Genomic DNA, 23,974 nt, shown 5'->3' with positions numbered 1-23,974 from the left:
CCGTCTCCTCAAGCCGCCGGCACCGGCTCGGACCGCGACCGAATAGGGGCATGTACATCCTCGTCCTCGTCGGCCTCTTCGTGGGGTTCGGACTTGGCGACCACCGCCGTGGCAATGCTGTTACCCACCACGTTGGTGGCGGTGCGAGCCATGTCGAGGAACTGGTCGATGCCGATGATCAACAGCAACCCCGCCTCGGGCAGATTGAACATCGGCAACGTGGCCGCGACCACGACCACCGAAGCCCGGGCGACACCGGCCATGCCCTTACTGGTGATCATCAACGTCAGAAGAATCAGCATCTGTTGAGTGAAACTTAAATCGATGTTGTAGGCCTGGGCGATGAACAGGATGGCGAACGCCTGGTACATCATCGAACCGTCGAGGTTGAACGAATAACCCAACGGCAGCACGAAGCTGGACACGCGTTTTGGCGCGCCAAACTTCTCCAGCGCCTCGATGGTTTTCGGGTAGGCGGACTCGCTGCTGGCAGTGGAAAAGGCCAGGAGAATCGGTTCGCGAATGAGCTTGCCAAGGTGGAAAACCGAGCGGCCAAGGAACAGGTAGCCAGCACCGAACAGCAACGCCCAAAGGATCAAGATCCCCAAATAAAACTCGGCAATCAGCTTGCCGTAATCCACCAGCAACCCAAGCCCCTGAGTCGTAATGGCCGAGGCGATGGCGGCAAACACCCCAATCGGCGCGAAGGCCATCACATAGTCGGTGATCTTGAACATCACCTTCGCCAACTCCTCGATAGAATCGGTGATCCGGGTGTAGCCCGCCCGTTTCACGCCCGCCAGTGCAAAGCCGAAGAACAGCGAAAACACCACGATCTGCAGGATCTCGTTGTTGGCCATCGCTTCGGCAATGCTGCGGGGAAACACGTGGCCGATGAACGCCTTGAGACTGAAGTCACCGGTATTGACCGGCACGGTCGCAGCCGCATGCTGGGCCACGTCCATGTTCAGCCCGGTACCGGGTTGGAACAGGTTGACCAGCCCCATTCCGATCAACAGCGAGACCACCGAGGCGGTGACAAACCAGGCCATCGCCCGCGCCCCTATCCTGCCGACGGAACGGGAATTGCCCATGCTGGCGATACCGCCCACCAGTGTTGCGAAGACCAGGGGCGCGATGATCATCTTGATCATGCGCAGGAAAATATCCGTGACCATCGAGAAGTAACTGGCGATCTCTTTGGCACTCTGCTCGCTCCCTGCGAAATGGTGACACGCCCAACCGACCAGCACGCCCAGGGCAATGCCCATTGCAATACGACGTGGGAGCTTATTCTTCTTCACGGTGCTGTCCTCAAGTAGTTCTTGGAGTTTTTTACTTGGCAGGATCGATTCTAAGGAGCGGACTCAAGAGGATGATGAGTAATCCAGCTAGCCCCATGCGCTTTTGGAATAGTTAGCGAAAGGCCGCGCTATGCCGGGAGATTGCGCAGTAAAATCGTGCGCTCACAGCGGGAGTTCTCGATATGCAACTCAAATGGCTGGACGATCTTCTGGCGATTGGCGAATGGAAAAACTTCTCCCGCGCGGCCGAGGTACGTTGCGTGACGCAATCGGCTTTGTCCCGGCGTATCCGTTCACTGGAGGAATGGGTGGGGGTCAAGTTGGTGGACCGGGGCACTTACCCGGTCCAGCTCACTCCCGCGGGGGTTACCTTCTGCGATGAAAGCCGAGAGGCGCTCGCCGGGTTATTGAGGTTGCGCTCGACTCTGCGGGACGTGGAACGCATGCCCGGACGCTCGATCCAGATCACCGCCGGCCACAGCCTGTCGATGACCTTCCTGCCCAAGTGGCTTTCGCAGTTCCAGCCACACAACGAACAGTTCAACGCCCGGGTGGTAGCCGCCAACATTCATGACGCCGTCATTGCACTGGAGGAAGGCAGTTGCGACTTGATGATGGTCTACCACCACCCACTTGCCCCCATTCTGCTGGACCCCGAGCGGTTCGGCAGCCTGGTGCTCGGCCACGACGCATTCATCCCCCTGTGCGCGCCCAACCGCAAGGGCGAACCGCTGTTCCGCCTGCCCGGCCGCGCCGGCAAACCGGTGCCCTACCTGGCCTACACGGCAACGACGTTCCTCGGTCGCGTCGCCGACATCGTCATCAACAACGGCCCTGAACCGATCGCGCTGGAGCGCTGTTATGAAGCGGACATGGCGATGCTGCTGATGCGCATGGCCATCGAGGGCTACGGCGTGGCCTGGTTGCCGCAGAGTGCGGTGGCCGACGAGTTGGAGCGCGGGCTGTTGGTGCGGGCCGGTGGCGAGCAATGGAGCACGCGATTGGAGATTCGCTCGTACTGTGCGATTGCCAATCGCAACCCCACGATGCGCAAGCTGTGGAAAACGTTGGAAGGGGCTTCGTTGCAGCGACCGGGCAGCGCGCCCTCTACGCAAGAAGGTGCGAACTGATCCGTGGAGGCTAGGCGTTCAAGCCGATCCAGCCGTGAATGCCCACGTAGAGGCCGACACCGATGATCAACACGCTGGACAAGTAAGGTGCCCGGCGAGCAACGGTGCCCAGCCAAGGCCAGCGATTAGACGCCTGCCTTGCGCCAACGGCCGCCGCAGCCCCAACGGTCACTAACGTCATCGCTAGGCCGATGCTGAAACACAGGACAAGCAGGCCCCCCAGCGCGACCTCTTTGACTTGCAAGCAAAGCAGCAGGACGGTAATGGCCGCAGGGCAAGGAATCAGCCCGCCCGTCAGGCCGAACAGAATGATCTGGCCCGTGGTGACCTCACGGTTGGTGAAGCGTTTGCGGATGTCGTTGGCATGCGCCTGTTCGTGGGCGTCCTGATAACCCTCCAGTGACAGCGTCAGGCCTCTGGGTTCGGGGTGCCCGTGGTTATGTTCGTGGTGATGGTCGTGATCGTGATCGTGATCGTGATCGTGATCGTGATGATGGTGGTCATGCCCTTGTGCGAACTTGAACATCTGCTCGCCACGCCAGGTACGCCAGAGCATCCACAGCGCGATGGCAACGATCAGCGCAGCAGATACCAGTTGGAAATAAGGCTCGGTGGTTTCAGCGTCCAGCCCCTGGCCCAGGTACATGCCGCCGATGGCGACCAGCCACACCACGGCGGTGTGGGACAGCGTCGCGGCCAAACCCAGCAACACCGCCTGTTTGACCGAGCCCCGAATCGCCACGATAAACGCCGCCATCATGGTTTTCGAATGACCAGGCTCCAGGCCATGCAAGGCGCCCAGCAAGATAGCACTGGGGAAATACAGCCAGGCGTGAGTGCCACCCTGTTGTAGCAATTCAGCAAAATTGGGCATGTCGGGCCTAGAGATACTTGGTGATTTGTTTGAAGGCTTCCAGCGGCGCGCGCTCGCCTTTATTCAACGACGAAACGGTGTCCTCCAGGCAGTGATCGATGTGATCCTGGATCAACGTCCGCTTGGCCTGGCACACCGCTTTCTCCACCGCATGCAACTGCTGGGCGATGTCCACGCACTCACGACCCTCTTCGATCATCGTGATAATGCTGCGCAAATGACCGTCCGCGCGCTTGAGGCGCTTGATGATCGCCGCATGGCTTTGGTGGGGATGTTCGTGGTCGTGCGCACTCATGACTTGAACCCTGGGTTTCGGTGAATTTACACCACCATCCTATCCTCCCAGGGGGGATACAAGCAAACCCATCGAAACGCCGCCGACGAACCTGTGGGAGCGAGCTTGCTCGCGATGACGGCATCACATCCAACATCCTCACCAACGGACCCACCGCTATCGCGAGCAGGCTCACTCCCACAGGATTGCAAACTGCACAGGGTGATGAGCAAGACAGTGCAGGCGACCTCGTGAGGTCGCCTACTTCCCTTACAGCGCCAAAACCTGCGCCTGCAGTCGCCGCCCAATCACATCCAGCAAATCACACCCATCGCGCAGGGGGATCGCTAGCACTTGGGCGAAATCATGGAGTATCACGGCGTCCGTACTGATGTCGGAACGCATGGCGAGGTTTTCCAGTAACTGGGTGACAGCGGCAATGCGGTAAGCGGCGGTGTCGTGCAGCACGTCCAGCGGCGCTTCTGTGTCGATCAGGAGCGCGTGGAAATTGTTTTCGATACCGGTGATGGGCATGTAGCGGGACATGAGGGGTTACTCCTGCGGGGATGGGAGGTCAGTGGCGGATTGGGGTGCCGCTGGCAAAGGGAGCGAATCCGGGATCGAACTTCGGATATTTGGCAGGAGATATTCTTGGGTGACGCTAGACGAAAGCCACCTTGGATTGGTTGTGGTTTTCGGAGGGTTGGGGGTGAGCTTTTTCATTTGGCTAACTTCCTGAGTAAGAGAAATATCTGCCAGCATCACTTCCACACGATGGGTGGCAGCTGTACGCGGGTGTGGAAGACCGGCACTCAGGAACCCGGCGCGCCCTAGGACGCCCCGCGTACAGCCGCCGTAATTTAACAGCAGACATAAGAAAAGTGCCTGCTTTAAATTTTGCGGCGCTACGCGCCTCTGAGTCAGGGCTTCCACACCCTGCCGCTGAATTTGCAGCGACGGAGAGAACTTAGCGCACGGGGTGATTGGGTGGATAGTCAGCCGGGAGCGACGCGTCTTGAGGGAAATTTCCGATGGGGGTGTCCGGCGATGGATTGAGCAGCGCAGCTATGAACTGCAGGGACAAATCTCGAAACGAATGAGCGCCCAACGCTTTGGCATGGTCAAAAAATCCATCGTATGGTGAGGCGCCCCCATCAGCGCACCAATAGCGTCGAAAATGACGGTGCAGCATCTGGAAACTGACCTATGAAAGAAGAATACGAGTTCAGCACGGCCAAGCGTGGCCCCGTTGCGAGCAGCAAAGGAAAAACCCGCATCACCATCATGCTTGATGATGAAGTGATCAAGGCCGCTCGCGAGCGAGCTGAAAATGTCGGCACCGGATATCAAGCCGTCATCAACCATCTACTGCGCCAGGGCCTGCTATCAAAGACTGCTCACAATCTGGAATAGTCAGCCCGAAAGCGGCCTCGCACGGTCAAACCTGATTCGTCCAGGCGCGACGTAGGCCATGCCAATCGGATGGGCTATAATCCGCCCACCAGCGCGATTTGAGGTCCAGCCCATGGGCAATGTCAGCCTTGAAACCAAAAAGGCCTATGCCGCCAGGACGCGTAGATCCAACTACGCGGCCAGCCTCCGTCTGGAAGGTTTCAAAACGACCTTCGCGGACGGCGAACGCAAAATGCCAACGCGTGAAGAGGTCTTGAAGGCCTTCACCCAGACCAGAACCTGATGCCTGACAAATATGGAGTCGGCGAGGACGCTTATTGCTATCCCGGCTCCACCGTCCTTCGCAACAAACTCGATATTCGAGACGAACCGACCCTAAGCGAAGCCGAACAACAGCTCTCGGCCATCGCAGCGGACAACGTCGAGTTCAGCCCTCCTCCCTACAGCCTGACCTACCTTCAAAACATTCATCGAATCCTCTTTTCAGACCTGTTTGAATGGGCCGGAGAGCTGCGCACCGTTGGCATGTCCAAACAAGCCACACGGTTCTGCCAACCTGAGTACATGGAGAAGGAAGCCAATAAGATCTTCGCCAACATGGCCGCGGCAAACTGGTTCGAGGGCATGGAACGGGCTGATCTGATAGTCGCTGTGGCAGAGGCCTATTCCGACATCAACGTCGTACACCCCTTCCGCGAAGGCAACGGTCGAGCGCAACGCATCCTGTTTGAACACCTCATCATGAATGCCGGGTTTGAAATCAGTTGGTGGGGGATTGAGAAGGACGAATGGATTTTTGCCAATATTGCGGCTTATAACGGCGTCATGGGGCCTATGGAGCAGGTTTTTGAGAAGTGCGTCGGGCAGGCGATTCAAGCTTGACCGTACGACGTTATTCCCTCGCTCAGCGCCTTACGGTTTATTTCGCTAAGTGATACAGTCGCCGTCAATTAACGTCTGCTAAAGCCACAGAAATGTACAGGACGAAATCATTCCCATCTAACAAGGAAGGTCGAGACTTTGTGGTGGGCGACATTCATGGGCATTTCAAATTTCTAACAATGGCCTTAGACAAACTAGACTTCAACACCGAGCTGGATCGTATTTTTTCCGTGGGGGACCTCATCGACCGCGGCCCCGACTCCATGGACGTACTGAACTGGCTTGAGAAGCCGTGGTTCCATGCCGTACGCGGCAATCATGAGCAGATGCTTATTGACTGTATCTCCGGCCATGGCGACATACCCCGACATATCCGAAACGGTGGTGCCTGGCTCTACGAGTTACAACCCGACATTCAGCAAGAACTATCAAAAGCCCTGCAAGCACTTCCACTGATCATTGAGATCAATTTATCAAGTGATCAAACAATTGGAATAGTCCATGCCGAAGCCCCCGTCATCCAAAGTAACGATGGCTGGCAGGAAGCCAAAGATGCAATCACAGGAAAAACTGGAGAGCAACATCAGCGGCAAGCCTTGAAGACAGCGCTGTATGCCAGAGAAAAAATCGAGCAAAACGACCACACGCCCATCAAAGGAATAGACCGGCTATATGTTGGGCACTCAACAGTACCCAGTGTTATACGCCTGGGCAATGTCGTTTATATCGACACCGGCTGCTCATTTTCCGATGGTGCGTTAAGCCTGGTTGATATCCAAACCGAAGCAATCGTTAGTATGAGCATGAGCCAGTGAGACAAGGCATCGCCTCTACTCAGTTTTTATTTGAGGTGAAATCGCTATCAGATGATAGTGGCAGAAGCTACCAGGGCGCGTAGCAGGCAATTATTGGTACGAAAATTGTCGCCTTTCCGCGTCCGTTGTTGCTTAGCCAAGCCTTCTGCCGCCTACCTTCCAATGCCTAGCATCCGGCGTACACCCCTGGCCACGCTAAATACTGATTAGCTCCCCTCCCCTCCCAAACCATCTTCAGAATGTCAAATTGCCATATTTCGCTTGCAGCCCTATGCTTAGGACAGGGTTAGGCACGCATTTTCATACGGGGCTGCAATGACACATCGGGATATCAAATATAAAAACAAGAATCTTACTATTCACAAATCGGTAACGACCCCTCACTTCAATGAAAAAACCGTACTTGTCACAAGTACCTGGGATTATGTGGATCTTTGGCTAAAGCGAGCCGGAAAAAAAGATGCTCGTTTTTTCTGGAGTCAAGCAAGAAGCTTCTACGACGCTACAAAAATGCTTCCTAAAACATCAGCTCCTCTTACTGCTTATTATTGCTTTCTGAACGCAACAAAAACTCTGCTACTCGCAAAAGGAGTCCAATTCAGTGATGAACACGGCGTATCCGGCTATACAAAAAAAGGACACACATCCCTGAGTAATGAACAGGTGAAATTCAAAACTTCTGGAATTCTTCCCGCACTATGCCGGCATCTAGGCGAGCCGGCAGTCGAAGACACCTACACATTGAAAGATCTGCTTTACAACCTCCCAGGGATACACCGAGCATTTTCCTTGACCTTTAGTTCTGACACGGAACTGTTTATACCCTTAAAAGAACCAAAAATCGTTAAATCAGCAAAAACTAATGAAGCATGGTTTAGCGCTAGAATCACAGACCAATATGCAACGAACCACACAACAAACAAACTACCCATAAAATTTGAAAGAGATATAAGCATAGAAGACTCATTCACAATCCGCTCAACCGACAGATTTAAATGGAAACCAAAACAGGCGCCCCAAAATCTAGCGAGATACAAAACATATCATACTAAACTTAGAAAAAAAATGTATTACATAAACGGAGCGCAAAGCTTTTGGTATCTAAAGCGAGGCGGCAATATTTCCGGACTTATCCAAAGAAGTTCCATGACCATCGCATTTGCTGCCATGCATAAATTGTCCGAGATGGCTAGGTATGAGCCCGACAAACTTTCGAGGCATTTCGACTGCCAGCATAACTGGCTTCTTTCAGAGTTCATTTCTTCGGCGTCCGCTCAGTTCGTTGATGAAATTTCGTCTGAACTCACAGGGCACGAATTTATGCTTCCTGGGAGGAACTAGGTTACTTGCACTCACCTTAAATATAGCTGGGGATCGCCGAATGGCAACCGAGAGCGAAGTAAGCATTGGTGGAACGTATCTAGGTGGTACAGCCAAGCGCGTAGACGACAAATATGCTAGCCTCTTCAATACCGCTGATCTTGTTGCTATTGGCGACATATCAGATAACTCATTCTTTCGAGCTTACGAAATTTCCGTCCGAGAGTTACGCCGTAGATTAGAGGCGCTTGGATACTCTCTAAACCAAGTGCATGACGACATAATCTCCACCCTTAAGAAAGGGTATCTTGAGTTAGACGAGCATTGTTTACCTCAGTGCAAACCATTTCTCGACTATGCTTGCTCGTTTTCTCTAGATCAACTAATAGATCTAGCTAAAGCCTGGAAAACCCAAGCCAGCCACTCCTATGACTACATGGAACACCTTAATACAAGCAATTTCCAACTCCATTTTTTAGACTTCATACAGGGTTGCAGCTCAGGGCTACTACTACCTTCAGAAGACATATGGCTTGACGGCTTCCATTTCGAGCGACTACTTTGCGAAATTTATGACAGCGAAGAAATTTTCGAATTGAATTTTACTAGATTAATCCAGGCCGGCTACTATAAACCCGATGACTGCCCTATTGGAGACGATTTTGACGAAACCCTTTCAAGATTCAACCCTCTTTCATTCAGACTACGAGAAAAGCTTTTGGAGGAAGAGTCCGAAACGTTGGAGTTCAAATCTGTCAATTCCAAGAACTCTGCCAAAACCATTGCTCAGCAGTTTAAAAGATATCTCATAGGCTTTCTTAACTCTGATGGTGGACGAATTCTTTTTGGAGTAACGGACGAAGGTATCGTCGAAGGCGTAAAAATAAATCGGGATGAAAGAGACGAGCTTCAGCGGCTATTAACTGCCACCGTACACTCTATCTCTCCCAGCTTCCCCCAAAATTCAATTAAAATTATCAGCCGCCCACTAATAAGTTCGGGCTCGGAGGTAACCGACCAGTTTGTTGTTGAGATTATCATACCCAAAGGAAGGCCCAATGAAATGTACTTTTCTTCAAGCGGAGAGACATGGGTACGACATGGCACTTCTACATGCGCCCTAGAGGGACATAAACTTTTTGTACATATCTGCGATCGCTATTGTTTTGCTGACAACCTTTTGTCCGCTTTAAATCAGCGAGTACATATAGCTTTAGAGGAAATCCGCAGACTTCAACAAGATGGAGAAAAATACAAGGGGGAGCTTTCATCAAAAACCACGGAACTCTTAGACCTAAGATCGAACATCTCTTCTCAATTGCAACTACTGAAAGAGAATGATCTCCTCTGCCCGATTTGCGAGTCTCCACTTAGTACAAGAACTTCATTTACTCAAAGCATGACTATAGGCGGCAAGGAATACGATGCCGATATAGAATATATACAATATGAGTGTGGTTACGCCGTTAGAGATGATCAGGACGAAGCAGTATCTTCTTGCAGTCGCCCCTCTCAGGCTACCTGACTGCTTCCCATATCATTATGCTAGCTAGATGACCTAATGGTGCCTCGCCCCCTTATCAGCCCAAGCGATTTACAGCTTGCATAACTTCCTAGCACGATCTACGCTCAACTTTTCTTCTCAGCTTGGTGTCGCCATGCTTACTGATATTTTTGCTGATCGATATGCCAATTTGCCGCTTTGGAAAGAATTTACAGAAACCGAACTCCGCGTCTTGAATCAATGCATACAGCTAGTAGAACAGATTTTCCCATACTGGATTCAAGGACATGAAAGCCCCATAGCCAAAGCCTCTTATACGTCGGTACATGACCGGTTATGCAGGGAGCTTGGGAAAGATAGTCTTGCGCAAAAATATTACTCTTATCAGACAATGCATTTAGGACAACCACACACAACAACTGGCACATGGACAATCAATAAAATCTGTAAAGACTTTATCTGCATGCCTTATAAACCCGACTCCACTCCCGATCGTTTCATGAAGGAGCGGCTCAGCTTTATTGAACTTGCTTTTCGCCACCGTGACGAACAGATTCGTTTGATGAACTTACGCTTAGAAAAGGAAGTTGCTACTGCCGAGCTTCTGCAATCACAACGCTCCACCGTTTTGGGGATGGTGGTTCCTGGAAAAAGGTCAGACGGGCTTAAAGCGATAAACCAATCTGAAAACATAGCTTTTCAGGATGCTGTAAATGAATTAAATGAGCGTTTTCTCAGAGCCAGTTACCCACTCAACTATCATAATGGATTCATCCAAGCAGCAACAGATGAGTTAACCCAGAAACATATTGAGAATCCGTTTTGGTCTTTAGTGGCGAAACCAATTTGGAAAAATGTAGATTCTGACATGAAAGAAGCGCTTGATCAAAGAGATGCCAATGGCCGTGACCCAGCTTTTTTCGCAGCTCGCGCATTAGAAAGCGCGATAAAAATCATATCTGATCAAAAATGCTGGACGCATGGCAAAGAACGAGGCGCTCATAACTATATAGACAATTTAAGCAGCGAAAAAAACGGACCCTTTATAACTTCATGGGAGCGAGATGCACTTAAGTCTTTTTTTACAGAAATACGAAACCCCTTCGGGCACGGCGCAGGTAGTAAAGACCGGCCGGAACTAACACCACAACAGTCATCCTGGGCTATCGAAACATGCATGTCGTGGGTAAAAAGTTTGGTCTTAAGAATGTAAGATTCTTAATCTTGACACAAGCTAATCACATCGAACCGTCCATAACTGGTCTAGCTTAGTTGTAAAGCTCCGACTCATCATTTCCCGGCGCATTCCCCAGCCGGGGTTAGTGGGTACGCTGGCTGATCGGAGCGTCCCCCTGCCCCACCGCCCATTGATCTCGTCCAACACCGCCATCAGTTTCGTGGCGTCTGCAGGCTGGGAGGTGGCAAACAGGTCGTCGGTGTATCCCCCTTGCTGACAAAGGTTCATCAACAGCACCTCAGCCTTGCTGTACTTGAAGCCAGGCCGGAAGACACGGTCAAGCGCATCTACCGCAGCCCTAGTCAGCAGCCGCACATCATCAGTGGGGTACGGCATGTCGATCAGCACACCGTTGGCGTACTTCGCCTCCTCCGGGTTGAACATGCCCGTGCGGATGCTGACGCGGATCTTCTTGCACAGCGACTTCTGCGCCCTGAGCTTTTCCGAAGCACGCATCATGTAGGTGGCCACCGCCTCCTTGATTGGGGCCAGCTCCGTGAGCCGCTTACCAAACATCCGGCTACAGCAAATCTCCTGCTTCGGCGGATCCGGCTCATCCAGCTCTAGGCACGGCGTGCCGGCGAGTTCGCGGGCCGTCTTCTCAATCACCACGCTGAATTTCTTGCGAAGCGTCCAAGGGTCGGCCTGGGCCAGATCTATGGCCGTCTTGATGCCCATCGCGTCCAGGTGCACTTTCATCTTGCGACCGACGCCCCAAACCTCGGACACGTCGGTGTTGCGCAAAACCCAGTCACGCTTGAACGGGTCGCAGATATTGACCACACCGCCCGTTTGCACCTGGAGCCGCTTGGCTGTGTGGTTCGCCAGCTTCGCCAGCGTCTTAGTGTGAGCGATCCCTACCCCGACGGGAATGCCAGTGCAGCGCAGCACATGGCTACGGATCTTCCGGCCGAGGGCATCCCGGCCATCGATGCCGGTGAGATCCGCGAAGGCTTCGTCAATGCTGTAGACCTCGACTGCGGGCACCATCGATTCAATGAGGGTCATGACGCGCTCGCTCATATCCCCATAGAGCGCGTAATTCGACGAGAACGGGACGATGCCGTGTTTCTGCAGCTTGTGCTTAATCTGGAAATACGGCTCGCCCATCTTCACGTAGGGCTTGGCGTCGTAGCTGCGAGCGATCACACAGCCGTCGTTGTTGCTCAGTACCACGATGGGCACGCGGGCCAGGTCCGGCCGAAACACTCTTTCGCAACTGGCATAGAAGCTGTTGCAATCGATCAGGGCGAAAACTGGCTGGGCTTTAGACATGGCTGCGCACGCTGCAGGTGATGACGCCCCAGATAATCAGCTCGTCGCCCTCGAGCACGTACCTCGGTGGGTACTTTGGGTTCTCCGACAGGAGAATCACCTCCTTCCCACGGATGCAGAGGCGCTTGCACACGGGTTCGTTGTTCAGCAGCGCCACGACGATGTGGCCATGTGCAGGTTCCATCGCACGATCCACAACGGCCAGGTCCCCTTCAAAGATCCCAGCGCCTTGCATGCTCTCCCCGGCGATGGAAACCAGGTAGACATGCGGGGCGCGAATGTTCAGAACCTCATCCAATGAGATGTGCGCTTCGATGTGGTCCGCCGCCGGGGATGGAAACCCGGCGGGTACACGAAACGAACACAGGGGCAGCTTCAAGCCACCCTCGGCAATAGGGCCTAGAATTGAAAAGCTCATGACGCACGACTTCCAAAAAACTGTACGAACGTACAGTTAACTTTGTACAAGTTTCGCGGTCAATTTGTATAGGAAAAATCTGACAGGCGGGACAGCCCCTGTACGGGAGATTCGTGCAGTACAAGGGGATGGAGGTGTTTATGGAGGAGCTAGCTCCTCAACTGCCATTGTTCGGCGGATACGACGCGGAACCGTCGAGACACACCTTGCGACGGCCTGCTGATTCAAGCGCTCGGTCAACGGCGTAAGATGTCCGAAAACGTCCACCATCGAGGCTGCCATGTCCGGCATATCCCTGAATCTGCCCGAAGACCTATCGAACTCCCTCGCCGAGCTGGCCAAGACCAACGGCCAAAGTCCGAGCTACCTGGCGATGGACATTCTTCGCGACTACATCGAACACGAAAAAGCGCTGACCACACAGATCGAACTTGCCGTAAAGGAAGCTGACCAAGGCAAATTTGCTACCGATGAGCGAGTGGCAGCGATGCGTGCCCGGCGCTGGAGTAAAACCAGACGCCGGAATGGGCAGTCCCAAACTGGTCTTATCTGATTCAGATTCCTAACCTACAAACTGCCCCGCTCTACGGATTTACTATACCGTTACCGAAACAAATCCAATCCGCAGACAACAAAAAGCCGCCTCATCGGCGGCTAATTTTTTCACGAATAATATTTGGCGACTGAGCCTTCAGTTCTTCTGGTGTATGCGTCTTGAGCCAATCGGCCAAGGCGGCGTTCATCCGTGTTTGCCAGCCCGGGCCAGAAGCTCTGAATCTCTCCAGCACGTCAGCATCGAAACGAACATTGACGTGCTCTTTAGTGGCTACCGACTTGGGTCGACCACGCTTTGGCTTGAGCATTTCCTTTGCCTGAGCTTTGCCAAACAACCCACCAAGCACCTCGCTGGCTGGTTTGGCCTTGGCAAAGTCTTCGGTCGACCATTCGGGGTTTGCCGTATCAACCCTCTCAGGACTGGGTTTCTTGGTCATAATTTTTGACCTCCCGTTTGTTGGCTTTACGAAAGCTGATGACGTGGACCGCGTCACCCCGTGGGGTAAACACTACGACATGCAGCCGATCCCCTACGTACCCCATCGCCCGATAACGACACTCGCCGTAGTCGAATCGATCATCTTCCAGGATCAATGCTGTAGACCATTCAAAGTCCCGCACGAGGGCAAACGGAAGTCCACGTTCTTCGACGTTGCGAGCGTCTTTGGCTGGGTCATAAGTAATCTGCATGCAATTATCGTAGCCACATTAAATCGTCAACACAAGGTACGCGTTGAAACGCTGACCGAGCATCCGCTCTGCCAGGTTGTCATCAAAGATTGAGTGGCTAGGCGTGAGAGCCCGCCAAGTACCCGACAAGCATCCCTGATAAACTGCGTCCATTCGCCCCGATGAATCAGATTCCCAATGCCCCTACAAACTGCCCCGCTCTCCCACCGCTTCTCCGTCGCGCCGATGATGGATTGGACCGACGCCCACTGTCGCTTCTTCCTACGCATCCTCTCCAAGCACGCCCTGCTCTACACCGAAATGGTCACCACCGGCGCCCTACTCAACGGCGACCACGAACGCTTCCTGCGCCACCACCCATCCGAACACCCCCTAGCCCTGCAACTAGGCGGCAGCGTCTCAGCCGACCTGGCTGCCTGCGCCCGTATGGCCCAGGAGCACGGTTACGACGAGGTAAACCTCAACGTCGGCTGCCCCAGCGACCGGGTGCAGAACAACATGATCGGCGCGTGCCTGATGGGTCATCCGGACTTGGTGGGCGATTGTGTGAAAGCCATGCGCGATGCCGTGTCGATTCCGGTGACGGTCAAGCACCGCATCGGGATCAATGGGCGGGACAGTTACGAGCAGTTGTGTGAGTTTGTCGGGACGGTACGCGAGGCCGGTTGCACGAGTTTTACCGTGCATGCGCGGATTGCGATTCTGGAGGGGTTGTCGCCGAAGGAGAATCGCGACATCCCGCCGCTGCGTTATGACGTGGCCGCACGGTTGAAGGCGGATTTTCCGGAGTTGGAGATTGTGCTCAACGGCGGAATCAAGACGCTGGAAGCCTGCCACGAGCATTTGCAGACCTTCGACGGCGTGATGCTGGGACGCGAGGCTTATCACAACCCATATCTGCTGGCCGAAGTGGATCAGCAGTTGTTCGGCAGCACTGCGCCGATCATCTCTCGGGCCGAGGCGCTGGCGCAGTTGCGGCCTTATATCGCCGATCACCTGGCCGCAGGTGGGGCGATGCATCACATCACCCGTCACGTGTTGGGGCTGGGGACCGGGTTCCCGGGGGCGCGGCGGTTTCGGCAGTTGTTGTCGGTGGACATTCACAAAACCAAGGATCCGTTGGCGTTGCTGGATCAGGCGGGGCAGTTGCTGGAGGGGCGTTAACCGTCACTTGCTTTGAACCTGCGGGCGGTTTTGGCATCGTATCTACCGATACCGCCCCGGCCTTTCAAACAGCCGTTTTCAGGTTGTTGCCGCTGGGGCCCGTCGATACCTCTTCACGCCCTTGAGTGGCTGCCGGCCCTCGGGTAATGTCAACAGACCCATAGGACAGAGCACGCTCATGACTTCCAAGCTGGAACAACTCAAACAGTTCACTACCGTCGTGGCCGATACCGGCGACTTCGAAGCCATCGCCCGCGTCAAACCCGTCGACGCCACCACCAACCCTTCCCTGCTGCTCAAGGCGTCGGCCATTCATGGCTATGCCGAGCAACTGAATGCCTGCGTGGCGGACTGCAAGGGTGATGTGGGCCTGGCCAGCGACCGTTTTGCCGTGGCGGTCGGGCAAGAAATCCTGAAAGTGATTCCAGGGCGTATTTCCACTGAAGTGGATGCGCGCCTGTCGTTCGACACCGAGGCCATGTTGAAGCGTGCGCATCGTCTGATCGATCTGTACGAAAAGGCCGGCATTGGCCGCGAGCGTGTGCTGATCAAGATCGCCTCCACCTGGGAAGGCATTCGCGCGGCCGAGCAGCTGGAGCGTGAGGGCATCCAGTGCAACCTGACCCTGCTGTTCTCCTTCGCCCAGGCCGCCGCCTGTGCCGATGCCGGGGTGTTCCTGATTTCGCCGTTCGTGGGCCGTATCTACGATTGGTACAAGAAAGCCAACGGCAACGATTACACCGGCGCGGATGATCCGGGCGTGCAGTCGGTGACGCGTATCTACAACTACTACAAGGCCAATGACTACAAGACCGTGGTCATGGGCGCGAGCTTCCGCAACCTCAACCAGATCGAGCAACTGGCCGGTTGCGACCGCTTGACCGTCAGCCCGGACCTGCTGGAAAAACTCGCCGCAGACGAAGGCAAGCTGGAGCGCAAGCTGGCACCTGGGCAAGCCGGGGAAGCGCGCTTGATCCTCAACGAAGCGCAGTTCCGCTGGTTGTCCAACGAAGACGCCATGGCGACCGAGAAACTGGCTGAAGGCATTCGTCAGTTTGCCCGGGACCAGGAGAAGCTGGAGGCGTTGCTGCAAGCCAAGCTTTGAGCTGATTCAGCAGGCATGCAAAAAGGGCGAACCTGAAATGGTTCGCCCTTTTTTGTGTGGCCTGGGATGTGGTGGGTTGATAAATGCCATCGCGAGCAGGCTCGCTCCCACAGGAGATTGGGGGCAGATCCAAAGATGTGGTCGATGCAAGACACTGTGGGAGCGAGCCTGCTCGCGAAAGCGTCAGTTCGATCTACACAAGCCCAAGGCTCAGGGACGCTCCAACGCATTCACCAGATCATGAAACGCTTCACGATTGGAGTCGTTCAGCCCCATGAGAATCTTGTGGGCTTCGAGCACCTTGATCCGCACTTCCTCTTCGGACTGGTCCTGGTCAGGCAGGTCGTCCAGGCATTCCGGGCACGGCACAGGGTCGCCCACGATGTTGAACACCTGGTCGAAGCCCATCGATTGCAGCAGACGGGTAATGTCATTGTGGGTGGTGACGACGGTCGGCAGCAGGCCGACCTTTTGCCGCGACAGGATTGACAGCTTGGCCAACAGGCCCAACGTGGTGCTGTCGATGCTGCGGGTTTCGGTCAGGTCGATCACGATGGCGCTGAAATTCAGCGCGGTGAAGATCCGCTCAATAGTCGCATCCAGCGCCGAACACAGGGTCAGGCGCACTTCACCGACAAACTTCAGGACGAAGGTGCCGTCCTGCTCGGCGAACTGGATTCTACCGGTACTCATCAAAGGTTCCTGCTCAACACTAACAGGGCGATATCATCCGGCATCTCCCCGAGCGTGGCTAATCCAAACACTTGGCGCAAGCCTTCCAGGCTGCCGCCCGCTGCACTCACCCGTTCAGGCAAGGCCGCTTCTTTCTCTTTGAGTGTAGGTTCTGTCAAAAGGTCCAAAATGCCATCAGACATCAGCGTCAGGCTGAAGGTCGGCGGCAATTCAAGCACATGGTCTTCGTAGGTGGCCTCGTTGAACAGGCCCACCGGCAAACCACGCCCTTCCAGGTAACGAACACTGTCTGGCGTATACAACACAGGCAAAGGCAGGTGACCGCCGATGCTATAGGTCAACAAACCAGTCTCCTCGTCGATGACTCCACCGACCATTGTGACGTGTTTGCCCAGCTTACAACTGATCAGGCCTCGGTTGATATGCCCAAGGACTTCCGAAGGCTTGAACTCTGGCAGCGTGCCGTTGCGCTTGGACTCGAACAACAGCCGCGTGGTCATGAACTTCAGCAGCACCGTCACGAAGGCCGAAGACGCACCATGGCCGGAAACATCCGCCAGGTAGAACGCCACTCGCCGCTCGTCAACGCGAAAATAGTCCACGAAATCGCCCGACAGGTACAACGACGGGATGATCTGGTGGGCAAAGCGGAAATCGTCGACGGTCCAAGGGCTGACTGGCAGCATGTTCATCTGCACTTGGCGACCGGCGTTCTGGTCTTCCTGCAACAGGTTCAGGCTGGCTTCCAGCTCGCGGTTGGCGGTTTCCAGCTTCTCGCGGTAGCGCTGGTTTTCCACCAACAGGCGCGAACGGTCCAAGGCCCGGCGCACCGAATGCTCGAGCACGGCAAGGTCTTCAAGGGGCTTGATCAGGTAATCCGCCGCGCCCAGGCGCAATGCCTCGACCGCGTCGTTCATCACACCCGCGCCCGACACCACGATCACCGGCGTCTGCGAGGAGATCTCGGTGACTTGGCGAATGAGTTCGAGTCCGCCCATCTGCGGCATGCGCAAGTCGCAGATGACCAGGTCGGGCTTGTCTTGCTCGAATACCTGAAGACCCTGTTGGCCATTGCTGGCCTGCAGGACGCTGAAACCACTGTCTTCCAAGTAGGCTGCGAGACTGGCTCGCACCACTTCGTCATCGTCGATTATCAGCAGCGTGGCACTGGTTTTTGGCATGTGGGCAAACGGCGCCAGAATTAGGTTGGCGTAGCGGGCTGGGCGGTCTGGCCTGGCACGCACTACTGGATTCGCTTTCTAGCCTCTCTGTAGTACCGGTTTCAGGCCATTGCCCTACACACAATCACATCAGAGGTGCCCTTCTAAGGCGCAGACGGTACTCCCATCCGCGGGGCGTTTCAAGCTCATGCAGATAGCCGCTTGCCGTCTTTATTTGTCAAAGCACAGAGAGTTATAAGAACCGAGCGAAGCGTAACTCAATGGAAGGATCAAACCCGCTCAAACCCGCCCCGAAAGCACAGAAGGCGGCCTTATGGGCCGCCTTCGTGGTTTACAGGACGAAATTAAAAGTCGTCTTCGACCTGCCCATCCTTGACCTTGAATTCACGGTTTTGCAGGTAGGCATTGCGGATGAAGACATATTTGTCGCCACTCACCATTTTCTCGGCCGACAACAGGCTGGCGCGGGTGTCGACGATATTCAGGCCCCAGATGGAGTTACGCACCGAAACGTTATCGATATAGCGATACGGGGCGGTGTAGTTATCCACCAGCTTGGCCGGCGCATCTCGCAGGGTGCTTGGCCCCATCAGCGGCAACATGACATACGGACCACTGCCCACGCCCCAGTAGCCGAGGGTCTGGCCGAAATCTTCATCGCTGCGCTGCAGGCCCATCTGGGTCCCCACGTCAAAGAAGCCCAGCAGGCCGAAGGTGGTGTTGAAGATCAATCGGGCGGTGTCGACCCCGGCAGCAGCCGGCTTGGCCTGCAGCACGTTGTTGGCCAGGTTGCCGACGTCACCGATGTTGCGGAACATATTGTGGATGCCGTTTTCGAGGAACTGCGGCGTCACGTATTGATATCCCTGGGCCAATGGCTTGAGCGCATAGGTATCGAGGGTGTCGTTGAAGGTGAAGATGGGCCGGTTGACGCTTTCCCAAGGATCTTCTTCCGTAGCGGCCTGGGCGGCGAACGGAACCAGCAGGACGCAGGCGGAAAGACACAGCTGAGCTAGACGATGGCTCCAGCGCATAGGGGAAAACTCCTTGGATTATTCAGGCAAGGGCGCCGAGCCCAGGCGGTAAGCTGGCTAGTATAAGACGGAACGCGAGGATAGGCAGCACCGAAAAAACATGCCGGCCGTAGGACGATTCGGCTACTGGCGCCCTTCACTTCACTGTCACCGGACTGTCATCCACGCGCTTTAGGCTGCTGGTTATTTCAAGGACGTTCCCATGCCCCGCACCGAAGCCCTGCCCCTTCCTGCTCCCAGCCTCACCGCTGTACTGTTTGGCCTGAGCGGGTGCCTGGTGGATTTCGGCGCGCGCATTCGTCAGCCAGGGGCAGCGCCGGCGGATCACGCCCAGCCGACACCCGGCGCGCTGGAAAGCCTGCAAAGCTTGCAGCATCTGAACATCCCCTGCGCCTGGCTCGACGAATTGCCCCCCGCCACCAGTCATGGCCTCGCGGCCGCATTGCCTACGTCCATCAAAGCACCGCAACTTCCTGCAACAAATTATCCATGGCCGGCTCCGCACGCCTGCTGGCAAGCCCTGATGGCGCTGAATGTCCAGCAGTTGGACGGTTGCGTGTTGGTCAGCGGCGAACCCCGGTTGTTGCAGTCTGGGCTCAACGCAGGTTTGTGGACCATCGGCCTGGCCTCCTGCGGCTCTTTGTGTGGCCTGGCGCCCGCCGAGTGGCAGGCATTGAGCCAACAGGCGCGGGAAGCCAAACGCGCCAAGGCCACCGTGCAGTTGTTCAGCCTGGGGGTGCATTCAGTGATCGATCACTTGGGCGAACTCGAGACTTGCCTGGCCGACATCTGTCTGCGTCGCATTAAAGGCGAGAAGCCCTGACCGGGATCATGCAGGGCGCGTGAGTGTGGATTACTCTTAAGGCAGGCCATGGACTTTTGACACATCGTCGCGGTCCATGGTGTGCCTATCAATAAAGGGAGTACGCCAATGCCTGCCCGCGAATTGCAAGAACAGCTCAATAAACTGCGCGAGCAATTGGACCACAATCCACCGCTGTCCGAAGCCGAGCGCGAAGACCTGCACGCGCTGATGCAACAGATCGAACTTGAGCTTGAGTTGGAAACCAAAACACAGGACACCAACCTCGCCGACAATGTGAACCTGGCCGTCGAACGCTTCGAGCTGGAGCACCCCACCTTGGCCGGGACCTTGCGCAACATCGTACAAACCTTGGGCAACATGGGGATCTGAACCCTTTAAATGCAAAAAGCCCTGCTATCGCTAGCAGGGCTTTTTAATTCAGGTAACTTGAAATGCAGTTCATTGTGGGAGCGAGCCTGCTCGCGATTGCGCACTGTCAGCCAACACCAATGTTGAATGTGCCGCCCTCATCGCGAGCAGGCTCGCTCCCACATTTAGAGCTTTATTGGCGGACCAGGCGATAGTTCGGCAGTTGAACGGCTTCAGTACTGCGATACGGGTTGATGTCCAGCCCACCACGGCGCACATACCGCGCATACACCGTCAGTTTCTCCGGCTTGAGCAACCGCTGCAGGTCAAGAAAGATTCGCTCCACGCATTGCTCATGGAAATCCGAATGCTGGCGGAAGCTGACGATGTAGGCCAGCAGGCTTGCCGGGTCCAGGGCCGCGCCGCGATATTGCACCGCCACGCTGCCCCAGTCTGGCTGGCTGGTCACCGGGCAGTTGGACTTGAGCAGGTGGCTATGCAGGCTTTCCTCGACGATGCGCGAAGCATCGCAACGCAGCAGTTCCGGGCGCGGATGCGCGTAGGAATCGACGCTGATGTCCAAGTCGTCAATGCACGCACCGGGCAGCGCCACGACGCCTTCGCTTTCCACATCCTTGAGACTGCGAATCCGTACACCCACTGGCTTGCCGGCAGCCGCCGAAAGGTCTTTGCGCAGCGTCGCTTCCAGGCTCGCGGTGTCGGCGAACGGGGTCTGGTTCAACGAATTGAGGTACAGCTTGAAGGATTTGGATTCGATGATATTCGGTGAATCCGCCGGGATCGCGAATTCGCCGATGGCCACCACCGGCTTGCCGGACGGCAGCAGCCACGACAGCTCGAAACAGTTCCAGAAATCCACGCCCTTGTACGGCAGGGTCTCGGCCGTCAGGCCCAATTCCGCCCACTTCGCGGTGCGCGGGATCGGGAACAGCAGTGACGGCGTGTACGTGGCGATGTATTCGCTGGACTTGCCCAGCGGCGAATGTTCGGCTGCGGGATGCATGATGGAAACCTGACTGAAGAATCAGCGGATTCTATCAGCCTTTGCCGTCGCCTTTGAGTGCTTACTGACTGACTGTCAGGTCGCCCTTCATCCCGGCCTGGTAGTGGCCGGGAATATTGCAGGCGAATTCCAGGCGCGTGGCCTTGCTGAAGGTCCAAGTCAGCTCGCCGGTCTTGCCCGGCTCCACCAGCACGCTATTGGGATCATCGTGGCGCATGCTCGCCTGGTCGTGGCCCATGGCGGCGTGATCCATCCCTGGCTTCATCGCGGTCGGCAGCAACTGGCCGCTCTGCTGCATCTTGAGCATTTCCTGTTGATGGTCGGCGTGCATGGCCGCGTTGCCCAGGTTGAATTCGTGGAGCAACTGGCCTTTATTAACCAGCACGAACCGAACGGTCTCGCCGGCCTTGATATCCAGGGCTCCGGGATCGAACGTCATGTCACCCATCACCACCTCGATGCTGCGACCGGCCTTGGTCGCCGGTGCAGGCTGGCCGAAATCATAATGCCCCGGCGACGCCCACGACGGCGCACTGAGGGCCAGCGCGCAAGCGGCCAGGATCAAGCGTTTTCCCATCAACATGTCCATACTCCCATCAGGTTCGGCGTGTGGGAAACTCTAACGTTGCAAGCCTGCCAATCGGCTTACAGCTCGATTACAACTTTGTCAGGTTGCGCCACGAACCCACCTGCCACGGTATAACGCCCTCGTCCCAACCCTGCATTGAGCCGCCCATGAAATTGCTGATCGTCGAAGACCAAACCAAAACCGGCCAATACCTGCGCCAGGGCCTCGGCGAAGCCGGGTTCACCGCCGACCTGGTGGCCGACGGCATCACTGGCCAGCAACTGGCCTTGAGCGGTGAATACGCCTTGCTGATCCTCGACGTGATGTTGCCCGGCCGCGATGGCTGGAAAATTCTCCAAGCGGTCCGTGGGGCTGGGCTGGATACCCCGGTGCTGTTTCTCACCGCACGGGATGCGGTGCAGGACCGGGTCCACGGCCTGGAGCTGGGCGCCGATGATTACCTGGTCAAGCCCTTTGCCTTTTCCGAGTTGCTGGCGCGAGTGCGGAGCCTGTTGCGTCGAGGCAATTCGACGCAACAGGAAACCAGCCTGCAACTGGCCGACTTGCGCCTGGACCTGATCCGCCGCCGCGTCGAACGCAGCGGCCGGCGCATCGACCTCACCGCCAAGGAGTTCGCGTTGCTGGAAATGCTTCTGCGCCGCCAGGGTGAAGTGCTGCCCAAATCGCTGATCGCCTCCCAGGTCTGGGACATGAATTTCGACAGCGACACCAACGTCATCGAAGTCGCCATCCGGCGCCTGCGCATCAAGATCGATGATGAGTTCCCCAATAAGCTCATCCACACCGTGCGCGGCATGGGCTATGTGCTTGAAGAGCGCAGCCTGTGAGGGGCCGGTGGTCGCTGAGCAGCCGCCTGGCGCTGCTGTTCGCCGCCTGCGCGGCGGTGGTGTCGTTGTTCGCCGGGGTCTTGTTCAGCCGGGGTAGCGAGGCGCACTTCATCGAGCTGGACCAGCAATTGCTCGAAGGCAAGCTGATCGGCCTGCGCCGGGCCCTGCAAGACCTTAACGCCGAGCAGACCCAGAGCCGCCTGGAAGATGAACTGAGTCGTCAGGCCGACCTGGCGCTGCGCATCAAGGGCAGCGATGGCGTGCGTTGGTACGACAGCTCGATCCGGATTCCGGCGCAATTGCCAGAGCGCCCCGGCCTGTCGACCCTCAGCGATGCCGACAACGATTATCGAGTGTTGAACGCGCCGCTGTACCCCGACCGAACCGATTCGCCGCAACTGACCTTACTGCTGGACATCACTCATCACCAGCATTTCCTGCAGCGCATGCAACGGTTGATCTGGCTGACCGTCGGCCTCTCGGCCCTGGCCACCGCCCTGCTCGGTGCCTGGGCCGCCCGGCGCGCCTTGCGGCCGTTGCGACGCATGGGCGCCATAGCCGGCAATGTCTCGGCCCGCTCCCTCAACGCCCGGCTGCCCGCAGAGCAAATGCCCGCCGAACTGGCGGAATTGGCCCACAGCATCAACGCCATGCTCGGACGCCTCGACGACGCGTTTCAACGGCTCTCCGCGTTCTCCACCGACATCGCCCACGAATTGCGCACACCGCTGTCGAACCTGCTGACCCACACCCAAGTCACCCTCACCCGCGAGCGCTCCCTTGAGGATTACCGCGAGGCGTTGCACAGCAATCTCGAAGAACTGCAATGGATGGCGCAACTGGTCAACGACATGCTGTACCTGGCCAAGGCCGACCACGGCCTGCTGGCGCTCCATCGCGAACCGCTACAATTGGCCAAGGAAGTGGACATGCTGCTGGATTTCTTCGCGCCCCTGGCCGAAGACGCCAACGTACGCCTGAGTCGCGACGGCGAGAGCCTGATCGAGGGTGATCGCAACATGCTACGTCGAGCCCTATCCAACCTGCTGGACAACGCCCTGCGTTTCACCCCGGTTGACGGCGAAGTGCGGGTGAGGATGGTCGATGGGGCTCAAGGGGTGAGCGTAAGCGTGGAAAACAGTGGCGAGGGAATTCCAGCGGATTTGCTGCCGCGCCTGTTCGACCGTTTCTACCGCGCCGACCCGGCCCGCCAGGAAGGCAGCAGCGAACACGCGGGGCTTGGACTGGCCATCACCCGCTCGATCATCCGCGCCCATGGCGGGCAGATCCGTTGTGAATCGGCAGATGGCTGGACGCGGTTTTTGATCGAACTGCCAAAGGGTAATTAAGGCCGACGCAAGTCCCTGTGGCGAGGGAGCTTGCTCCCGCTAAGCTGCGCAGCAGCCCCAAATACTGCGCACGCATGCGCGGAACTTACGTTTTTTGGGAGCGCTTCGCGCTCCAGCGGGAGCAAGCTCCCTCGCCACAAGGG

At 56.2% G+C, this 23,974-nt stretch carries 27 protein-coding genes and 1 pseudogene; 15 read left to right on the top strand and 13 right to left on the bottom strand.

Annotation, left to right across the window (positions count from 1 at the left end; genetic code table 11):
- Window positions 1-8: 8 nt before the first annotated feature.
- The gene (locus HU767_RS01110; protein WP_186728247.1) at window positions 9-1,304 is read right to left on the bottom strand and encodes a cation:dicarboxylase symporter family transporter; all 1,296 of its coding nucleotides are present in this window, start codon (window positions 1,302-1,304) and stop codon (window positions 9-11) included.
- Window positions 1,305-1,486: 182 nt separating this feature from the next.
- Here HU767_RS01110 and HU767_RS01105 point away from each other — a divergent pair, with 182 nt between their 5' ends.
- Window positions 1,487-2,434 carry a LysR substrate-binding domain-containing protein gene (locus HU767_RS01105; RefSeq protein ID WP_186728246.1) on the top strand — a complete coding sequence of 316 codons (948 nt, stop codon included), beginning with the start codon at window positions 1,487-1,489 and terminating at the stop codon, window positions 2,432-2,434.
- A gap of 10 nt (window positions 2,435-2,444) precedes the next feature.
- Here HU767_RS01105 and HU767_RS01100 read toward each other — a convergent pair whose 3' ends face one another.
- The 3 genes from HU767_RS01100 to HU767_RS01090 all read right to left on the bottom strand — a co-directional run bounded on the left by HU767_RS01100 (window position 2,445) and on the right by HU767_RS01090 (window position 4,128).
- Entirely contained in the window at window positions 2,445-3,308 is an 864-nt protein-coding gene (locus HU767_RS01100; protein ID WP_186728245.1) for a nickel/cobalt efflux protein RcnA, read from the bottom strand.
- 7 nt (window positions 3,309-3,315) lie between these two features.
- Entirely contained in the window at window positions 3,316-3,603 is a 288-nt protein-coding gene (locus HU767_RS01095) for a metal-sensing transcriptional repressor (RefSeq protein WP_018610008.1), read from the bottom strand.
- A gap of 249 nt (window positions 3,604-3,852) precedes the next feature.
- On the bottom strand, window positions 3,853-4,128 hold the full coding sequence (locus HU767_RS01090; protein WP_018610006.1) for a hypothetical protein: 276 nt from the start codon (window positions 4,126-4,128) through the stop codon (window positions 3,853-3,855).
- A gap of 660 nt (window positions 4,129-4,788) precedes the next feature.
- On the opposite strand from HU767_RS01090, the pseudogene HU767_RS01085 reads away from it, so the two are divergent.
- From HU767_RS01085 to HU767_RS01055, 7 genes and pseudogenes are all read left to right on the top strand, one after another.
- Window positions 4,789-4,971 (top strand): annotated as a pseudogene (locus HU767_RS01085) (BrnA antitoxin family protein); the annotation flags it as partial.
- A 136-nt stretch (window positions 4,972-5,107) separates the two neighbouring features.
- Window positions 5,108-5,278, top strand: coding sequence for a YhfG family protein (locus HU767_RS01080; RefSeq protein ID WP_003199786.1), 171 nt, complete (start codon window positions 5,108-5,110; stop codon window positions 5,276-5,278).
- Window positions 5,278-5,877: a putative adenosine monophosphate-protein transferase Fic gene (locus HU767_RS01075; protein ID WP_186728243.1), complete on the top strand. Its 600-nt coding sequence runs from the start codon at window positions 5,278-5,280 to the stop codon at window positions 5,875-5,877. Before HU767_RS01080 ends, HU767_RS01075 begins: the two co-directional genes overlap by 1 nt.
- A gap of 92 nt (window positions 5,878-5,969) precedes the next feature.
- Window positions 5,970-6,692, top strand: a complete 723-nt coding sequence (locus HU767_RS01070) for a metallophosphoesterase (RefSeq protein WP_186728242.1) — start codon at window positions 5,970-5,972, stop codon at window positions 6,690-6,692.
- A gap of 315 nt (window positions 6,693-7,007) precedes the next feature.
- The gene (locus HU767_RS01065; RefSeq protein WP_186728241.1) at window positions 7,008-8,033 is read left to right on the top strand and encodes a YaaC family protein; all 1,026 of its coding nucleotides are present in this window, start codon (window positions 7,008-7,010) and stop codon (window positions 8,031-8,033) included.
- 40 nt (window positions 8,034-8,073) lie between these two features.
- On the top strand, window positions 8,074-9,537 hold the full coding sequence (locus HU767_RS01060) for an RNA-binding domain-containing protein (protein WP_186728240.1): 1,464 nt from the start codon (window positions 8,074-8,076) through the stop codon (window positions 9,535-9,537).
- 133 nt (window positions 9,538-9,670) lie between these two features.
- Entirely contained in the window at window positions 9,671-10,729 is a 1,059-nt protein-coding gene (locus HU767_RS01055; protein WP_186728239.1) for a hypothetical protein, read from the top strand.
- 21 nt (window positions 10,730-10,750) lie between these two features.
- Here HU767_RS01055 and umuC read toward each other — a convergent pair whose 3' ends face one another.
- Together umuC and HU767_RS01045 are read right to left on the bottom strand one after the other, a co-directional pair.
- Complete coding sequence (gene umuC / locus HU767_RS01050) at window positions 10,751-12,028, bottom strand: translesion error-prone DNA polymerase V subunit UmuC (RefSeq protein ID WP_186728238.1); 1,278 nt, start codon at window positions 12,026-12,028, stop codon at window positions 10,751-10,753.
- On the bottom strand, window positions 12,021-12,446 hold the full coding sequence (locus HU767_RS01045; protein WP_041476085.1) for a S24 family peptidase: 426 nt from the start codon (window positions 12,444-12,446) through the stop codon (window positions 12,021-12,023). The genes umuC and HU767_RS01045 overlap by 8 nt, the downstream gene beginning before the upstream one ends.
- A 280-nt stretch (window positions 12,447-12,726) precedes the next feature.
- On the opposite strand from HU767_RS01045, the gene HU767_RS01040 reads away from it, so the two are divergent.
- Window positions 12,727-12,999, top strand: coding sequence for a CopG family transcriptional regulator (locus HU767_RS01040; protein WP_186728237.1), 273 nt, complete (start codon window positions 12,727-12,729; stop codon window positions 12,997-12,999).
- A gap of 91 nt (window positions 13,000-13,090) precedes the next feature.
- On the opposite strand, the gene HU767_RS01035 is transcribed toward HU767_RS01040, so the two are convergent.
- A complete protein-coding gene (locus HU767_RS01035; protein WP_186728236.1) occupies window positions 13,091-13,438 on the bottom strand; it encodes a BrnA antitoxin family protein in 348 nt (115 codons plus the stop codon).
- Window positions 13,416-13,691: a BrnT family toxin gene (locus HU767_RS01030; protein WP_186728235.1), complete on the bottom strand. Its 276-nt coding sequence runs from the start codon at window positions 13,689-13,691 to the stop codon at window positions 13,416-13,418. Before HU767_RS01030 ends, HU767_RS01035 begins: the two co-directional genes overlap by 23 nt.
- Window positions 13,692-13,868: 177 nt before the next feature.
- On the opposite strand from HU767_RS01030, the gene dusA reads away from it, so the two are divergent.
- Together dusA and tal are read left to right on the top strand one after the other, a co-directional pair.
- The gene (gene dusA, locus HU767_RS01025; RefSeq protein ID WP_186728234.1) at window positions 13,869-14,855 is read left to right on the top strand and encodes a tRNA dihydrouridine(20/20a) synthase DusA; all 987 of its coding nucleotides are present in this window, start codon (window positions 13,869-13,871) and stop codon (window positions 14,853-14,855) included.
- Between the two features lie 178 nt (window positions 14,856-15,033).
- Complete coding sequence (tal, locus tag HU767_RS01020) at window positions 15,034-15,960, top strand: transaldolase (protein ID WP_186705210.1); 927 nt, start codon at window positions 15,034-15,036, stop codon at window positions 15,958-15,960.
- A 210-nt stretch (window positions 15,961-16,170) separates the two neighbouring features.
- Here the strand turns inward: tal and rssC are convergent, their stop codons facing one another.
- From rssC to HU767_RS01005, 3 genes are all read right to left on the bottom strand, one after another.
- Window positions 16,171-16,653 (bottom strand): anti-sigma factor antagonist RssC, encoded by a 483-nt coding sequence (rssC, locus tag HU767_RS01015; RefSeq protein WP_025212773.1) that lies wholly within the window; start codon window positions 16,651-16,653, stop codon window positions 16,171-16,173.
- Complete coding sequence (gene rssB, locus HU767_RS01010; RefSeq protein WP_053120765.1) at window positions 16,653-17,834, bottom strand: two-component system response regulator RssB; 1,182 nt, start codon at window positions 17,832-17,834, stop codon at window positions 16,653-16,655. The genes rssC and rssB overlap by 1 nt, the downstream gene beginning before the upstream one ends.
- Before the next feature lie 344 nt (window positions 17,835-18,178).
- A complete protein-coding gene (locus HU767_RS01005; RefSeq protein ID WP_186728233.1) occupies window positions 18,179-18,868 on the bottom strand; it encodes a VacJ family lipoprotein in 690 nt (229 codons plus the stop codon).
- A 202-nt stretch (window positions 18,869-19,070) separates the two neighbouring features.
- On the opposite strand from HU767_RS01005, the gene HU767_RS01000 reads away from it, so the two are divergent.
- Window positions 19,071-19,691: an HAD family phosphatase gene (locus HU767_RS01000; RefSeq protein ID WP_186705212.1), complete on the top strand. Its 621-nt coding sequence runs from the start codon at window positions 19,071-19,073 to the stop codon at window positions 19,689-19,691.
- Between the two features lie 108 nt (window positions 19,692-19,799).
- Window positions 19,800-20,063 carry a DUF4404 family protein gene (locus tag HU767_RS00995; protein ID WP_186728232.1) on the top strand — a complete coding sequence of 88 codons (264 nt, stop codon included), beginning with the start codon at window positions 19,800-19,802 and terminating at the stop codon, window positions 20,061-20,063.
- A gap of 172 nt (window positions 20,064-20,235) precedes the next feature.
- Here the strand turns inward: HU767_RS00995 and queF are convergent, their stop codons facing one another.
- Window positions 20,236-21,066: an NADPH-dependent 7-cyano-7-deazaguanine reductase QueF gene (gene queF / locus HU767_RS00990; RefSeq protein WP_186728231.1), complete on the bottom strand. Its 831-nt coding sequence runs from the start codon at window positions 21,064-21,066 to the stop codon at window positions 20,236-20,238.
- 61 nt (window positions 21,067-21,127) lie between these two features.
- On the bottom strand, window positions 21,128-21,649 hold the full coding sequence (locus HU767_RS00985) for a cupredoxin family protein (protein WP_186728230.1): 522 nt from the start codon (window positions 21,647-21,649) through the stop codon (window positions 21,128-21,130).
- Window positions 21,650-21,801: 152 nt separating this feature from the next.
- Between HU767_RS00985 and HU767_RS00980 the strand changes: the two genes are divergently transcribed.
- Together HU767_RS00980 and HU767_RS00975 are read left to right on the top strand one after the other, a co-directional pair.
- The gene (locus HU767_RS00980) at window positions 21,802-22,482 is read left to right on the top strand and encodes a heavy metal response regulator transcription factor (RefSeq protein WP_186728229.1); all 681 of its coding nucleotides are present in this window, start codon (window positions 21,802-21,804) and stop codon (window positions 22,480-22,482) included.
- Window positions 22,479-23,831, top strand: a complete 1,353-nt coding sequence (locus HU767_RS00975) for a heavy metal sensor histidine kinase (RefSeq protein WP_186728227.1) — start codon at window positions 22,479-22,481, stop codon at window positions 23,829-23,831. Before HU767_RS00980 ends, HU767_RS00975 begins: the two co-directional genes overlap by 4 nt.
- Window positions 23,832-23,974: the final 143 nt, after the last annotated feature.

The organism is Pseudomonas sp. SWRI179 (assembly GCF_014268705.1).
GTDB lineage: Bacteria > Pseudomonadota > Gammaproteobacteria > Pseudomonadales > Pseudomonadaceae > Aquipseudomonas > Aquipseudomonas zanjanensis.
The sequence above is the reverse complement of the archived record's forward strand: the minus strand, read 5'-3'. Positions and strand labels throughout refer to the sequence as shown.